The sequence below is a fragment of the Micromonospora sp. NPDC047521 genome, assembly GCF_055587305.1.
Map to the genome: position 1 here is coordinate 55,835 of NZ_JBVJGN010000002.1, position 14,541 is coordinate 70,375.

The 14,541-nt window shown below is 71.3% G+C and carries 11 protein-coding genes; 1 reads left to right on the top strand and 10 read right to left on the bottom strand.

Annotation, left to right across the window (positions count from 1 at the left end; genetic code table 11):
• Window positions 1–34: 34 nt before the first annotated feature.
• From ACZ6N8_RS04130 to ACZ6N8_RS04175, 10 genes are all read right to left on the bottom strand, one after another.
• Entirely contained in the window at window positions 35–2,407 is a 2,373-nt protein-coding gene (locus ACZ6N8_RS04130) for a glycoside hydrolase family 65 protein (protein WP_466007409.1), read from the bottom strand.
• Entirely contained in the window at window positions 2,404–3,216 is an 813-nt protein-coding gene (locus tag ACZ6N8_RS04135) for an HAD family hydrolase (protein ID WP_466007411.1), read from the bottom strand. Before ACZ6N8_RS04135 ends, ACZ6N8_RS04130 begins: the two co-directional genes overlap by 4 nt.
• 59 nt (window positions 3,217–3,275) lie before the next feature.
• Window positions 3,276–3,740 (bottom strand): DUF4442 domain-containing protein, encoded by a 465-nt coding sequence (locus ACZ6N8_RS04140; RefSeq protein ID WP_466007413.1) that lies wholly within the window; start codon window positions 3,738–3,740, stop codon window positions 3,276–3,278.
• Between the two features lie 62 nt (window positions 3,741–3,802).
• The gene (locus ACZ6N8_RS04145) at window positions 3,803–4,807 is read right to left on the bottom strand and encodes a hypothetical protein (protein WP_466007414.1); all 1,005 of its coding nucleotides are present in this window, start codon (window positions 4,805–4,807) and stop codon (window positions 3,803–3,805) included.
• Window positions 4,808–4,899: 92 nt separating this feature from the next.
• Window positions 4,900–6,252, bottom strand: coding sequence for an ABC transporter ATP-binding protein (locus ACZ6N8_RS04150; protein WP_377599993.1), 1,353 nt, complete (start codon window positions 6,250–6,252; stop codon window positions 4,900–4,902).
• 81 nt (window positions 6,253–6,333) lie between these two features.
• Complete coding sequence (locus ACZ6N8_RS04155) at window positions 6,334–8,544, bottom strand: bifunctional glycosyltransferase/CDP-glycerol:glycerophosphate glycerophosphotransferase (protein ID WP_466007416.1); 2,211 nt, start codon at window positions 8,542–8,544, stop codon at window positions 6,334–6,336.
• Window positions 8,545–8,559: 15 nt separating this feature from the next.
• The gene (locus ACZ6N8_RS04160; protein WP_466007418.1) at window positions 8,560–10,524 is read right to left on the bottom strand and encodes a DUF5941 domain-containing protein; all 1,965 of its coding nucleotides are present in this window, start codon (window positions 10,522–10,524) and stop codon (window positions 8,560–8,562) included.
• Entirely contained in the window at window positions 10,521–11,267 is a 747-nt protein-coding gene (locus tag ACZ6N8_RS04165) for an ABC transporter ATP-binding protein (protein WP_364368884.1), read from the bottom strand. Before ACZ6N8_RS04165 ends, ACZ6N8_RS04160 begins: the two co-directional genes overlap by 4 nt.
• Window positions 11,267–12,094, bottom strand: a complete 828-nt coding sequence (locus tag ACZ6N8_RS04170; RefSeq protein WP_466007420.1) for an ABC transporter permease — start codon at window positions 12,092–12,094, stop codon at window positions 11,267–11,269. Before ACZ6N8_RS04170 ends, ACZ6N8_RS04165 begins: the two co-directional genes overlap by 1 nt.
• Window positions 12,095–12,166: 72 nt before the next feature.
• Window positions 12,167–13,537: an L-serine ammonia-lyase gene (locus tag ACZ6N8_RS04175; RefSeq protein ID WP_364368890.1), complete on the bottom strand. Its 1,371-nt coding sequence runs from the start codon at window positions 13,535–13,537 to the stop codon at window positions 12,167–12,169.
• A 613-nt stretch (window positions 13,538–14,150) separates the two neighbouring features.
• Here ACZ6N8_RS04175 and ACZ6N8_RS04180 point away from each other — a divergent pair.
• On the top strand, window positions 14,151–14,360 hold the full coding sequence (locus ACZ6N8_RS04180) for a PspC domain-containing protein (RefSeq protein ID WP_139584028.1): 210 nt from the start codon (window positions 14,151–14,153) through the stop codon (window positions 14,358–14,360).
• The last annotated feature ends 181 nt before the right edge of the window (window positions 14,361–14,541 follow it).

Sequence of the window (14,541 nt, forward strand, 5' to 3'; positions counted from 1 at the left end):
CGGCCGGGGCGGGACCTGGTCCCGTCCCGGCCGTTCAGTCCTTGTGCTCGGGCAGCCGGAGCAGCGGCGACCGGCCCGGCGGGTGCTCCGGTGGCGGCCCGGTCGGTTCGGCAGGCGGCACCGGGACTGTCACCGGCTCGTCGCAGGTCACCCGCAGCACCTGGTCGTGGTGCCGCAGCTCGACCACGTCGTCCGGACCGCCGTGACGCAGCGAGTACGTCGTCTGGTGCGGCCGGACGTCCACCCGCAGCGCCAGTCCACGCCACTGGAGGGAGAACTCCAGCCGGCTGAGGCGGCTGGAGAGCCGGGGCGCGAACGACAGCTGACCGTCGTGGTCCCGCAGACCGCCGAGACCGCCGACCAGGGCGAGCCACGCGCCCGCCAACGAGGCCATGTGCACGCCGTCGCGGGTGTTCTCGTTGAGGTCGTGCAGGTCCATCAGCGCGGCCTCGCGCAGGTAGATGTGCGCCAGCTCGGGATGACCGACCTCGGCGGCGAGCACCGCCTGGGTGCAGGCCGACAGCGACGAGTCCCGCACGGTCCGCCGCTCGTAGTAGAGGAAGTTGCGCACCTTCTCCTCGGAGGTGAACGCGTCCCCCCGCCAGTGCATGGCCAGCACCAGGTCTGCCTGTTTGACCACCTGCTTGCGGTACAGGTCGAAGTACGGGTAGTGCAGCAGCAGCGGGTACTTCTCCGCGGGCGTGTGCGCGAAGTCCCACTCCTCCAGCCTGGTGAACCCCTCGACCTGCTGGTGGACGCCGATCTCGTCGTCGTACGGGACGTGCATGGCGGAGGCGGCGTCCCGCCAGCTCGCCGCCTCCTCGTCGGTGACCCCGAAGCGGTCGGCGTCGTCCCGGTAGCGCATCACCGCATCGGCGGCGGCGAGCAGGTTCCGCTGCGCCATCAGGTTGGTGTAGACGTTGTCGTTCTTGACGGCGGTGTACTCGTCCGGGCCGGTCACCCCGTCGATGTGGAACTGCCCGTGCCGGTCGTGGTGGCCGAGCGAACGCCACAACCGGGCGGTCTCCACCAGCAGCTCCAGGCCGATCTCCCGCTCCAACGCGGTGTCCCCGGTGACAAGCACGTAGCGGCGCAACGCGTCGGCGATGTCGGCGGCGATGTGGAAGGCTGCCGTTCCCGCCGGCCAGTACCCGGAGGACTCGGGGCCCCCGATGGTCCGCCACGGGAACGCGGCGCCCTTGAGGTTGAGTGTCGCGGCCCGTTCCCGCGCGCTGTCCAGCGTGCTGTGCCGCCAGTGCAGGGCGTTACGGACCGCGCTCGGCTGGGTGTACGTGAGCACCGGCAGGACGAACATCTCGGTGTCCCAGAAGGCGTGGCCGTCGTACCCGGGGCCGGTCAGCCCCTTCGCCGAGATGGGCCGCCGTTCGGCCCGCGCACCGGCCTGAAGGACGTGGAAGAGGCCGAACCGGACGGCCTGCTGCACCTCCGGATCCCCGTCCACCCGCACGTCCGCGGCATCCCAGAAGTCGTCGAGGTAGCCGCGCTGCTCCCGGCAGAGCCCCTCCCAGCCGTCCAGCTTGGCCGCAGCCAGCGCCGCGCCGACCTGGTCGCGCAGCGCGGGCAGCGACCGTCGACTCGACCAGCCGTACGTCAGGTACTTGACCACCCGCAGCTTCTCACCGGGCTTGAGCACGCAGCCGACAGTGGTACGGACCCAGTTCTCGTACCCCTCGGATTCGATGCTCGTGTGCTCGGGGCCGTGCACCTCGTGTTCCATAGCGGCGGCGACCCGCAGCCCGGAGACCTTGGTGCGGTGGATCAGCTGTCCTCCGTCGGGGGTGGTCAGCTCCTCCTCGGCCTGCAACGGCGACTCCAGGACCGCTGCGACCCGGGGGTCCTTGCTCTGCGCCGGCAGCGACTCGTTGGCGACCAGCTCGGACTGCACGATGAGCCGCAGCGGGCCGTCGACGGCCTCCACCTCGTAGTTGATGGCGGCGGCCGACCGTTGGGTGAACGACACCAGTCGGGTGCTGCGGACCTTGACCTCCCGGCCGGCGGGCGAACGCCAGTGCAGCTCCCGGTGCAGTGTGCCGGCCCGCATGTCCAGGACCCGTTCGTGGGAGATCAGCTCGCCGTAGCGCACGTCGAGTGGTTCGTCGTCGACGAGCAGCCGGATCAGCTTGCCGTTCGTGACGTTGACGATTGTCTGACCGGACTCGGGGAAGCCGTAGCCGGCCTCCGCGTACGGCAGGGGGCGAAGCTCGTAGAACGAGTTGAGGTACGTGCCGGGCAGGCCGTGCGGCTCGCCCTCGTCGAGGTTGCCGCGCAGTCCCACGTGGCCGTTGGAGAGCGCGAAGACCGACTCGGACTGGGCGAGCACGTCCATGTCGAGTCGGGTTTCCCGGACGTGCCACGGTTCGACGGGATAGGCCCGTTCCCGGATCACGCGGTACCCCGCTCTCCGGTCGCGTGCTGGGCTGCCGCGTCGGTGGCCCGGCGCGGCGCCGTCGGGTCGGCCGCGTCGAGCAGGTCGGCGAGGTCCTTGACCACGATGTCGGCGCCGTGGGCGAGCAGTTCGTCGGCCTGGCCGACCCGGTCGACACCCACCACGTAGCCGAAGCCTCCGGCCCGACCGGCCGCGACCCCGGACAGCGCGTCCTCGAAGACGGCGGCCCGCGTCGGATCGACGCCGAGCAGTCGGGCACCGGCGAGGAAGCTGTCCGGCTGCGGTTTGCCGCGCAGCCCCTGCGCCCGGGCCACCAGCCCGTCGACCCGCGCCTCCAGCAGTGGCTCCAGCCCGGCGGCGGCGACCACCTCCCGCCCGTTGGCGCTGGCGGTCACCACTGCTCGCCGCAGGCCGGCCTCGGCCGCCGCCTCCAGGTAGCGCACCGAGCCCGGGTACACCTCGACTCCGGAGCTGCGCAGTCGTTCCAGCAGCAGGACGTTCTTGCGGTTGCCCACGCCGTTGACCGTGTCGGCGCTCGGCGGGTCGTCGGGGCTGCCCTCGGGCAGCACGATCCCGCGGGAGGCGAGGAACGCCCGGACCCCGTCCGCGCGCGGCCGGCCGTCGACGTAACGGTTGTAGTCCGGGCCGGGGTCGAACGGTTGGAAGGGTTCGCCGGTGGCGGTGGCGCGCTGCCTGAGGAACTCGTCGAACGTCTGCGTCCAGGCGGCGTTGTGCACCAGGGCGGTCTGCGTCAGCACACCGTCCAGATCGAAGAGACAGGCGGTCACATGAGCAGGTAGGCCCAGCACAGTACGAATCTAACCAGCCGGGCCGGCCCGCAAACCCGTTTCCGCTGCCCCGTCGCGGCTCAGTTCGGCCGCAGTGTCCAGATCACGGTCATCGTCGCGGTGATCCGGCCGTCCTCGGTGGCGATCTCCACCTCGACGCCGAACTCGGGGCGGCGACCCGCCTCCAGTTCGTCGATCACCTCGAGCGCCGGGCGGGCGAGGCGCGCGGTGGCCAGCACCGGACCCATGGCGAGTTTGCGGTAGTCGATGTCGGCGTGGACGGCGAGCGGAACGACACGGTCGAGCAGGTGCCCGAAGGCGGCCAGCACGACCGTGCCGGAGGCCGTCTCACCGAGGGTGAACATGGCACCGGCGTGCGGGCCGCCGATGTGGTTGTGGGTGGCCGGCGAGTCGGGGAGGCGGACGACCGCCCGCACCCCGCCCCCCGCGTCGGGCGCCACCTCGACGAATTCGACGCCGAGGGTCCGGGCGAAGGGCACCGCCTCGAGCATGCCGGCCGCCACCTGGCGGGAGTCGATGGTCATGACCCGACGTTACTCGCCAGTAACCAAGCCGGCAACAAGCACTTTATCCGCTCCCGCCCTGCTCAGAGGTTCGCGATCGTCCGCAGGATCTCGGCGTAGAAGTTGCCGTCGATGCTGCGGAAGAAGGCGAAATCCTGACCCGGGTCGCCGAAGAACGGGCGCAGCGTCCACGCCAGCTGGGTGCCGACGAAGCCGAAGAGCAGGATCCAGATGTAGAGCAGCGTCATGCTGGCCGGCCGCTGCGTCGGCTCGGCGCGCCGCACCTGCGGGCTGGCCCACGGACGCTGGGCGAGCCCGTAGCCGGGCGGCATCATGCCGGGCGGGGACGCCGCGGTCGCCGGCTGCCCGGTCCACTGCGCCGGAACCGGCGCCGGTGCGACTGTGGTGGCGCCGTTCGCGGCGGCCACCGCCGCGCCGGCCGGCACGGCGACGGGTTCGGCGACCGGCTCGGCACCCTGCCCGGCGGCCGGCGCGTCGGCCGGCACCGCAGCCGCAGCCGGCGCGACCTGGGCCGGTGCCTGCGTCGCAGCCTGCGCCGGCGCCTTCGCGGTGGCGGGCTCCGGCGCGAGCAGGCCGTGGTCGTTGAGCACCTGCATCCCACCGGTGAGGAAGCGCAGCCCGACCAGCGCCGACAGGGTCAGGATCGCCACGTTGAGCAGCTTGAAGAACCCGTAGTCAGGCGCGGTGATCAGGAAGAAGAGACTGATCGGCGCGAACGCCACCGCGAGCATCGAGGTCACCGTGATGGCCACCATCACCAGGGCCAGTGACTGGCGGACCGAGAGTCGAGCACCGAAGACCAGGTTGAACAGGTAGAGCGTGGGCAGGCAGATGGCCAGCGTGACCAGGAACAGCAGTGGCAGCTTGAGGGCTGAGGTAAGCGCCATGAGCGGACTGTGGAACGCGCCGAGCACCGCCCCGTAACAGGCGAGCGCGATGGCGGAGCTGGCAAGCATCCGGCCGGTCAACGCGTTCAGGTCGCCCTCGGCGACGATCTGCTGCCAGATCCCCTGACGGTCGCGCAGGATGCGCTCGATGACGAGCGGACTGGGACGGTCACCCGACACGGGTGCACCCCTCTCGGTGGTCTCACTGTGGACTGGGTGCGCAGACGGTAGGACACCGCCGGGTGCCGCCGCCACCCCGACACGGCGGGTCGTCAGCGCCAACCGACGTCGATCCGTGCTCCGCGCTCGTCGAAGAAGTGCAGCGCGTCCATCCGGACCGAGACGGCGAGCTGGTGACCGGCGGTGACCGCCGGGTACGGCGCCAACCGCACCGCCAGCTCCGCCGGACGCCTGTGGTGCCGGCCCGGGTCGGGAAGGACGCTCGTCCGGTTGCCACCCGTCGGCGCCTCGACCGGTTCCACAGGCTTGCCGGTGAGCCGCTGCATCACCGAGCCGAACCGGCGAAGGCCCCGCTGACCCACGGGTGGCGGGTCCAGTGGCGCGCCCATCTCGTCGACCATGATCGCGGTCGCGCCGATGTCGAGGAACGCGAGCGACTCGTGGCCGTGGTGCTCCAGGTAGCGGATGCGGCCGTGCAGCACGTCACCGGGGCTGTCCGGGCTGACCGGGGTGAGCGCCTCGGCCCGCATGCCGACGACGATCCGCTCGCCGTGGTAGTGCGCCACCGCCCGGCTGCGGATGTCGTTCCAGGGCAGGTAGAGCGACTGTTCGCCGAGGTTGAGCGTGACGTACCGGTCGAGGTGGACGTAGACCGACGCCTCCAGCAGGTTCATCCGTGGGCTGCCCAGGAACGCGGCCACGTAGAGCGTCGCGGGGCGCCCGTACACCTGGGTCGGTGTGCCCACGTCCTGGAGCACGCCGCGGCGCATGATGGCCACCCGGTCGGCCATGGTGAGCGCCTCGGCCTGGTCGTGGGTGACGTAGACGGTGGTGACGCCCAACTCCCGGGTGAGGCCGGAGATCTCGGCGCGCAACTCGGCGCGCAGGCCGCTGTCCAGGTTGGACAGGGGCTCGTCCATCAGGAACAGCCCGGGCCGGCGGACGATCGCCCGACCCATGGCGACCCGCTGCCGCTGCCCGCCGGAGAGCTGACCAGGCTTGCGGGCCAGCACGTCGCCGATGCCGAGCGCGCTGGCCACGTCGCTGACCCGCTCCCCGCGCGGCTCCGGCTCGACGCCGGACAGCCGCAGCGGGAACGCGATGTTGTCGCCGACTGTCATGTGCGGGTAGAGCGCGAAGTCCTGGAAGACCATGGCGATCTTCCGGTCCCGTGGTGGCAGGTCGTTGGCGAGTTCCCCGTCGAGCAGGACGGCGCCCTGAGTCGGATCCTCCAGGCCGGCGATCATCCGCAGCACCGTGGACTTCCCACACCCCGACGGGCCGAGCAGCACCATGAACTCGCCGTCGTTCACGTCCAGGTTGATGCTGTCGACGGCCACCGTGCCGTCCTTGAAGATCTTGGTGACATCCTTGAGCGCGACGGTGCTCACCGTCTCCTCCCCCAGCTCGTCGGCCGAACCCCACAAGACTGTGACCAGGATCATTCGATCAGCACATCGGGTAAACGTCTCATGTTCGACCTATGACGCTGCCATTACACGACAGTACGCACCACTACCGCATGATCAGCAGGGGGACGAAAGGCCGGCCGGCTCCCCCAGGAACACGCGGCGCACCACCCGCTCCGCCGCGTGCCCGTCGTCCAGAGCGCAGAATCGGCCCCGGAACTGCGCGCGGGCCTTTGTCGCCGCGTCCGAGCGCACCGCGTCGGTACGGAACACGTCCAGCAGGGCGGTGAACGTGGTGGCCACCGCGCCCGGAGGTTCCGCCGTCACGTCGAAGTAGACGCCCCGGGCCAGCCGGTACGCCTCCCAGTCCGGTGTGTACAGCACGATCGGTCGATCCAGCACCGCATAGTCGAACATCGCCGAGGAGTAGTCGGTGACCAGCACGTCGGCAACCAGGTAGAGATCCTCCACCCGCTGGTGACCGCTGACGTCGCGGACCCGGTCGCGATCCACCGACCGGGCGGGGCGGCGGTCCCGGTCGTGGAAGTAGTGGCTGCGCATCAGCAGCCGGCCCGACCCACCCAGCGCGTCGACGAACCGGTCCGGGTCGAACGGCGGCCGGTAGCCGGGCAGGTGCTCGCGGTGCGTCGGGGCGTACAACACCACCTGCTCGTCGGGGGCGAGACCGAACTCGTCGCGCAGCCGGCGCACCTCGTCCGGGTCGGCGGTGACCAGCCGGTCGTTGCGCGGGTAGCCCACCTCGAGTGTCGTGTAGGTGGCCGGGTACGCCCGGTCCCACATCTGCGTGGAGAAGCTGTTCGAGCTGACGCTGTAGTCCCACCTGTCCACCCGGCGCAGCAGTCCGGCGAAGTCCATGCGGCCCGCGCCGATCGGATAGCGCTGCTGGTCGAGCCCCATCACCTTCACGGGCGTGCCGTGGTGGGTCTGCACGTGCACCTGCTCCGGCCGCTTACGGACGAAGTCCGGGTAGTTCACGTTGTTGATCAGCCACCGGGCCCGGGCCAGCACCCGGTAGTACGCCGGGGTGCCCGCGACCACGTACTCCACCCCCGGCGGGACGGCGTCCACCCGGTCGCGGCGCACGATCCACACACCCCGCACCTCGGGGGCCAGCCGCCGGGCCACCTCGTAGATCGCCGCCGGGTTGCACGCGTACCCCCGGAACCAGTAGGCCGCGTACACCGCGAGCGTCGGGTCGACCGGCCGGCGCAGCTCCGCCCGGTAGTACTCGCGCAGCAGGCCGTCGCGGGTCAGGCGGGCGCCGCGCCGGGCCGCCGGGCCGACCCGCCGCCGCACCGTACGGGTCCGCTTGCGGGCGGTGTCCCGGGCCCGGCTGGCGGCGCGCAGCGCGCTGAACGTCCGCCACCGGCCGGCGGCGACAAGCCGGTGCTTGATCCCCTCCACCCCGTCCGGAACCGGGTAGCCGCCGTCCGGCAGCCAGCGCGCGTAGTCGGCGGTGATCTGCGCGAAGAACGCCGGCCTCAACTCCGGCGCGATGCGCTGGCCGTTGCCGAGCACCGTCAGGTAGTGCCAGATCATCCGCTCGAAGACCGCCGGCCGCAGGGCGTCCGTCGCCGACCCCCACCCATCCATCAGGTGGAACACCCGGTGCCACTGCGGAAACACCTCGAAGTGCCGGTCGCCACGGGTCCTGGTGATCGCGCCGGCGCGGCGCTGCCGGTAGTTGACACACACCTGGTCGAGTACGCCGATCCGCTGTGCCGCCATCAGCACCGGATGGCTGAAGGACACGTCCTCGTACCAGCCCGGCGCGAAGCGCAGACCCAGATCGACAAGGAACTGCCGACGGACCAGCCGGTTCCACGCGGTGTGCAGCAGGCGCATCGCCTCCGGCCGGTCCCGCAGCCGGAAGGTGTCGGGGCCGGGTGACTCCGGGAACACCTCGGCCATCGCGCTGCGGGTGACCGTGTCGTTCCAGTGGGCGCGGACGTGGTCGACGAGCAGCACGTCGGGGCTGGTGGCGCGCAGCCGCTCGGCGACCGCCGGCAGGCACTCCGGCGCCAGCCAGTCGTCGCCGTCGAGAAACCAGACGTACTCGCCGACGGCCCGGTCCAGCCCGACGTTGCGGGCCGGACCGAGACCGATGTTCTCCGGCAGCCGGACCGAACGGACCCGCCGGTCACGGGCCGCGTACTCGTCGATGATCTCGCCGCTGGCGTCCGGCGAGCAGTCGTCGACGGCGATCACCTCGACGTCCGTCTCCGGCTGGCCGAGGATCGAGTCCAGGCACTCACGCAGGTATCCCTGCACCCGGAAGGCCGGTACGACGAAACTGATCAAAGTCATCCGGCCGTCCCTCCGTCAGCGCGGCACGGCACCTCCCGCGCCCACCGGCGCGGCCGACGCCCGCGCGCCACGGGCCGGCCGGACGAACCAGGCCAGGACGACACTCGCCGCGAAGACCACGAGAAGGTACGCACCGAGTGTAGCCATGCCGATACTCACGATGCCGGCAATCGCCGCGAGGGTCAGCAGCACCGAACGACCGTCCCAGCCCAGGGTGGCCGCGTGCAGCGGTGGTGCCGCCTGCCGCTTCTCCAGCCGGGCGGTCAGGTCGTAGTGGTGCACGGTGAGCACGAAGACGTACCCGAAGATCAGCCAACCCGGCGCGTCACCGACCACCCCGACCGCGATCGCGAACAGGTACTCGGCGGCCCGCAACGCCGCCGGCACCAGCCAGTCCAGCGGACCGTTGTGCGCGGCCCCGGCACCGAGGCCACCGGCCAGGAGCACCAGCAGCGCCACCGGCACCGCCCAGCGCAGCCCGTCGGGTGTGTCGCTCCACAGCGCCGCGACAAGCAGCGCCGCCGGGCCGAGCGCGGCGATCACCGCCAGGGTGAGCGGCCCCATCGGGCGGACCACAGGTAGCCGGCGGACCAGCGGACCGTCGTCGCGGTGCAGCGTGGCGTCGACCGTGTCCAGCACCGGCACCCACATCCAGCGGGCCCGCAGCGTACGCAGCGCACCCGTGTACGCGAACGCCAACGCCCCCCAGACCAGCACCGCGATGAGGCTGACCAGCGGGTTGAACAGCGCCACGGTCAGCGCGATCAACGCCCACCGCTCACCGATCGGGAAGACCACCGTCCGCTTCAGCCAGTACGACAGCGAGCCGGTGTCGGCCTGCACCCGGGTCGACGCGGCGTTCAACCGGTCACCGATCCCGCCGCTGGCACCCGCCGTCGCCCGGGGCCGGCGCGCCGCCTCGTCGTGCAGCGCCCCGTACCAGGTGTCGGTCATGTGCCTGACGGTCTGCAACGTCATCGCGGCGATGGCGAGGGCCCAACCGTTGCCCAGCCCGGCGTGACTCACCCCGAAGCCGAGGCCGGCGTAGACCAGGTACTCCTTCGCCCGGTCGGCCATGGTGTCCAGCCAGCCGCCCCAGGCGCTGAAGTTACGGGTGTAGCGGGCCAACTGACCGTCCACGCAGTCCAGCACGAAGCCGAGGTAGAGCAGCACCGCACCGCTCACCAGCGCCAGCCGCCCGCCGACGCCGAACAGCACCGCGGCGGCCAGCGCGAACAGCACCGAGATCACCGTCACGCCGGTCGGGGTGAGCCGCAGCCGGGCCGCCACCCGCACCACGTACGGCGACCAGGTGCTGACGAAGTACGTGGAGAAGAAGTCGTCCTTCTCCTTCACCGACAGCCGCAACTCGGCCCGGTCCTCGTCGACAGCTGTCACCGCGGCCTCGGCGGCGACCAGAACGGCCTCGTCGTCGACCCGGTGCGCGACGAGCAGACGTACCCGCTGGGCGAAGATCAGGGTGCCGAGCGCCGCGAGCCCCGCGACGAGCCGGTCCACGGCGGACCCGGGGCCGCCCACGGCGGCGGCCCGGGCGGCGGCGGCGAGGGTCGGCAGGTCGTCGACGCCGACCCGCAGCGCGCCGCCGAACACACCTGTGGCGTCGCCGTCGAGGGCGTCCAGCGGGCCGGCGTCGACGACCTGGCCGCGCTCCTCGCGCACGGCGGTCCGCCCGGGCACCGGCGGGTCGGTGAGCACCAACGCCACTGTCGGCCCCACCGGGCTGGTGGCGAGGTGCCGCAGGACTGCTGTGTGCGCCACCAGGTCGGTACCGGTGACCAACAGCGGACCGCCGGCGGTGTCGGCGAGCGCCGCCACCTCGTCGAGGGTCGCCGCGAAGCGCACCTCGTCCGCGCCGGCCCGGCGCAACTGGTCGGCGAGCCGGTCGGCAAGCGGCTCACCTGTCGCGGTGGTCAGGCCCGCCGCGGGCGTCCCGGCGGCGAGCACGATCGCGAGCGTCACCGCGGAACCGCGGCGTGGTACGCGTCGAGCGCCTCGGCGATGGTGCCGTCGAGCGTCAACCGGCCCGCGTCGAGGTACAAACCCCGACGGCAGAACCGGGTCAGGTCCTTTTCGTTGTGTGACACCAGCACGAGCGTGCGCCCCTCCCCGAGCAGACGATCAATCGTCGCGTAACACTTCTTGCGGAACTCCGCGTCCCCGACCGCCGTCACCTCGTCCATGAGCAGGATCGGGTGCGGCAGGTGCGAGATGATCGCGAAGCCGAGCCGTACCTTCATCCCCGACGAGTAGTGCCGCACCGACGTGTCGATGGCCCGTTCCACCTGCTCACCGGCGAACTCGACGATCTCGTCGAAGTGCCGCTTCAGATAGCCCGCCGACAGGCCGTGCAGCCCACCGACCAGGTGCAGGTTCTCCCGGCCGGTCAGGTCGTTGGAGAAGCCGGCGGACAGCTCCAGCAGCGGCGCCACCGCGCCGTGCACCCGGATGCTGCCCTCGTCCGGGATGAGCACCCCGGCGATCAGCCGCAGCAGGGTGCTCTTACCGGTCCCGTTGCGGCCGATCACCCCGACGGTCTCGCCGGGCTCGACGGTGAACGACACGTCGCGCAGCGGCCAGAACTGGCCCGGCAGGGCTCCGCGCCCACCGCGGTGGATGAACAACTCCCGCAGTCGCAGCTGCCGGCGACGGTTGCGGACGAACCGGATGCCCAGCCCGTCGGCCTCGATGATCGGCGCGGCCATCACAGTTCCTTGAGCACGGCTGGCTCCAACCGGCGGAACGACCACCAGCCGGCGGCCAACACCAGCAGGCTGCCGACGACAGTGGTGGTGAGCAGCCGGGCGTCCGGGAACTCGTCCGGATACCAGATCGCGTGGTGCAGTTGGAAGATCCCGACCAGCGGGTTCAGCTCGTACACGACCTTCAGCCAACCCGGCAGACCGGACTCGCGGACCAGGCTGAGCGGATAGATGATCGGCGTGGCGTAGAAGAGCACCCGGATGATCAGCCGCATGAACCGCTCCACGTCGCGCATCAGCACGTTCCACGCGGACAGCAGCAGAGCCAGCCCGACCAGCAGCACACCCTGCACGGCCACCGCCAACGGCAGCGCCAGCAACGACCAGCCGGGGTGGATCCGGCCGTGCACCGCGTAGATCACCGCGATGGCGACCAGGATCGGCAGGCCGGCCGCGTACTCGGCGAACCGGCCGGTGACCCGGCCGATCGGGAAGACCTGACGCGGCACGTTCATCGTGGTGATCAGCCGGGACTGGCCGGTCAGCGCGTTGGTGGCCTCACTCAGCGCCGAACTGGTCCACATCCAGGCGAAGATCCCGGTGATCAGGAACAGCGGATACGACCCGGCAGCCTCACCGAGGTGCCGGCCGGTGTCCCGGGAGTAGAGCACCCCGAACACGAACCAGTAGATGGCGCCCATGCCGAGCGGCTCGATCAGCGACCAGAAGTACCCCAGCACCGACTGCTGGTACTTGACCGCCAGGTCGCGCCTGACCAGGATGCGCAGCGAGTTGCGGTGCGACCACAACGCCGCGACGCCAGAGGTCACCGCGAGCCTCCCGCCTTGCGAAACGGACGACAGGTTAGCAGTCGGTGAACGAATGCCCCGAATCGGCCGTACTCAGCACTCGATCACGTTGACGGCCAGACCGCCGCGCGCCGTCTCCTTGTACTTGACCTTCATGTCGGCGCCCGTCTCCCGCATGGTCTTGATGACCTTGTCCAGTGACACCGCGTGCACACCGTCGCCGCGCAGCGCCAGCCGGGCGGCCGTGATCGCCTTGATGCTAGCCACGGCGTTCCGCTCGATGCAGGGGATCTGCACCAGGCCACCCACCGGGTCACACGTCAACCCGAGGTTGTGCTCCATCCCGATCTCGGCCGCGTTCTCCACCTGCTCCGGAGTGCCACCGAGCGCCTCGGCCAGCCCCGCCGCCGCCATCGAACACGCCGAGCCGACCTCACCCTGGCAGCCGACCTCCGCGCCGGAGATCGACGCGTTCTCCTTGAACAGCACGCCGATCGCGCCGGCGGCCAGCAGGAACCGCACCACGCCGTCGTCATCGGCATCTTCGATGAAGCGGCTGTAGTAGTGCAGCACCGCCGGAATGATCCCCGCCGCGCCGTTCGTCGGCGCGGTCACCACCCGGCCGCCCGCCGCGTTCTCCTCGTTCACCGCGAGGGCGAACAGCGTCACCCAGTCCATGGCGTGCAGCGGGTCGCTGGTCCCGGCGTCCGCCTCCAGGCCGCGCCGCAGCTCCGCCGCGCGCCGCCGGACCTTCAACCCCCCGGGGAGTACGCCGTCCCGCTCGCAGCCGCGCTGCACGCACTCCCGCATCACCCGCCAGATCTCCAGCAGACCCGCCCGGATCTCCGCCTCGCTGCGCCAGGACCGCTCGTTGGCCAGCATCACCTCGCTGATCGACAGCCCGGTGGTGGTGGTGACGTCGAGGAGCTGCGCACCGGTCAGGAAGGGGTACCGCACCCGGGTGCTGTCCGGCTTGATCCGGTCCGCGCCCGCCGCCTCCTCGTCCACCACGAAACCGCCGCCCACCGAGTAGTAGGTGCGACTCCGCAGCTCGGCGCCCTCGACGTCGTACGCCGCGAAGGTCATCCCGTTCGGGTGGTACGGCAGCGACCGGCGGCGGTGCAGCGTCAGATCCCGGTCCGGGTCGAAGTCGATCTCGTGCGCGTCCAGCAGACTGATCCGCCGCTCCGCGCGAATCCGCTCGACCCGGGGGCCCACCGTGTCGGTGTCGACCGTCTCCGGCGACTCCCCGGCCAACCCCAACAGCACCGCCGGCCCGCTGCCGTGACCGTGCCCGGTGGCGCCCAACGAACCGAACAGCTCAGCCTGCACCCGCGCGGTGCCGGTGAGCAGCCCGTCGGCCTTGAGCCCCGCCACGAACGTACGGGCGGCCCGCATCGGCCCCACCGTGTGCGAGCTGGACGGCCCGATGCCGACGCTGAAAAGGTCGAAAACACTGATCATGGCTGCGCTTCCTCGCCGTCGCCCGTGGTACGGGTCCGGCCCGGTTCGTGGCCACCGGTCAGGCGGCCCCGCTCATGGGCCGCCCGGTCGGGCGGCCGCCCGGCCACCCGGGGTGACGGGTGCCCAACCAGCGAGCCTACCCGCCGAGCCGGCCACCCAACCGGCCACCGCGAGGCGGCCACCTGACCGCCGCCCACCCGCCGCGACACCGCCACCTCCCCGCAGTGTCCGGCCGCCCCGCCGCGCCTGCCCGGCTGCCCGGGCTGCTCGACCGCCCGATTTCCTGGCTGCCAGGGCTGCGTGGCTGCCCGCCTGCCGGGGCTACGCGGCTGCCCGGCTGCCCGGGCTACGCGGCTGCCCGGCTGCCCGCTCAAGATCACGCCAAATCCTGGATGTAGTGGCCTCCTCACGCCCTGAGGCCACTACATCCAGGATCGAGCACGATCTTCGCCTGGGTGTGGAGTGCGAGGCGCGAGGCGTCGGGCCGGCCGCACGGGTAAGTACCTACGGGTCCACTGGTTGCTGATCCTCCTCGGGACCGAGGTCGAGGTGGCCACCCCTTTCTACCGTGGATTGCAGACGCGGCACACAGCCGCAGAGTGGGAGTACGACGATGAGTCGCAAACTGGTCCGGCCCCGCCAGGGGCGCATGCTCGCCGGTGTCTGCGCCGGCCTCGGTCAGCGGTTCGGCATGTCCGCCGGGATGGTCCGGCTGCTGTTCCTGCTGTCGCTGCTGCTGCCCGGCACCCAGGTGATCGTCTACCTGATCCTCTGGGTCCTCATGCCGAACGAGGACCGCTACCTCGCCTCCACCCGACACTGACCCACGCCGCACCACCCGGCGCTGCCCCACCCGAACCACACCACGGGCTGAGACCGCACCGACGGACTACGGGAGGCCACAACATCACTGATGTTGTGGCCTCCCGCACGTCAGAGGCAGCAACATCAGTGATGTTGCGCAGATCTTGCGCCGGGACGCCGGACGCGGTGCGCCGGGCGCG

Bases quoted from the DNA above. Each gene is read 5' to 3' on its own strand.
- ACZ6N8_RS04140 (WP_466007413.1), bottom strand. From the start codon at position 3,740: ATGACCATCGACTCCCGCCAGGTGGCGGCCGGCATGCTCGAGGCGGTG.
- ACZ6N8_RS04150 (WP_377599993.1), bottom strand. From the start codon at position 6,252: ATGATCCTGGTCACAGTCTTGTGGGGTTCGGCCGACGAGCTGGGGGAG.
- ACZ6N8_RS04155 (WP_466007416.1), bottom strand. From the start codon at position 8,544: ATGACTTTGATCAGTTTCGTCGTACCGGCCTTCCGGGTGCAGGGATAC.
- ACZ6N8_RS04165 (WP_364368884.1), bottom strand. From the start codon at position 11,267: ATGGCCGCGCCGATCATCGAGGCCGACGGGCTGGGCATCCGGTTCGTC.
- ACZ6N8_RS04175 (WP_364368890.1), bottom strand. From the start codon at position 13,537: ATGATCAGTGTTTTCGACCTTTTCAGCGTCGGCATCGGGCCGTCCAGC.
- ACZ6N8_RS04180 (WP_139584028.1), top strand. From the start codon at position 14,151: ATGAGTCGCAAACTGGTCCGGCCCCGCCAGGGGCGCATGCTCGCCGGT.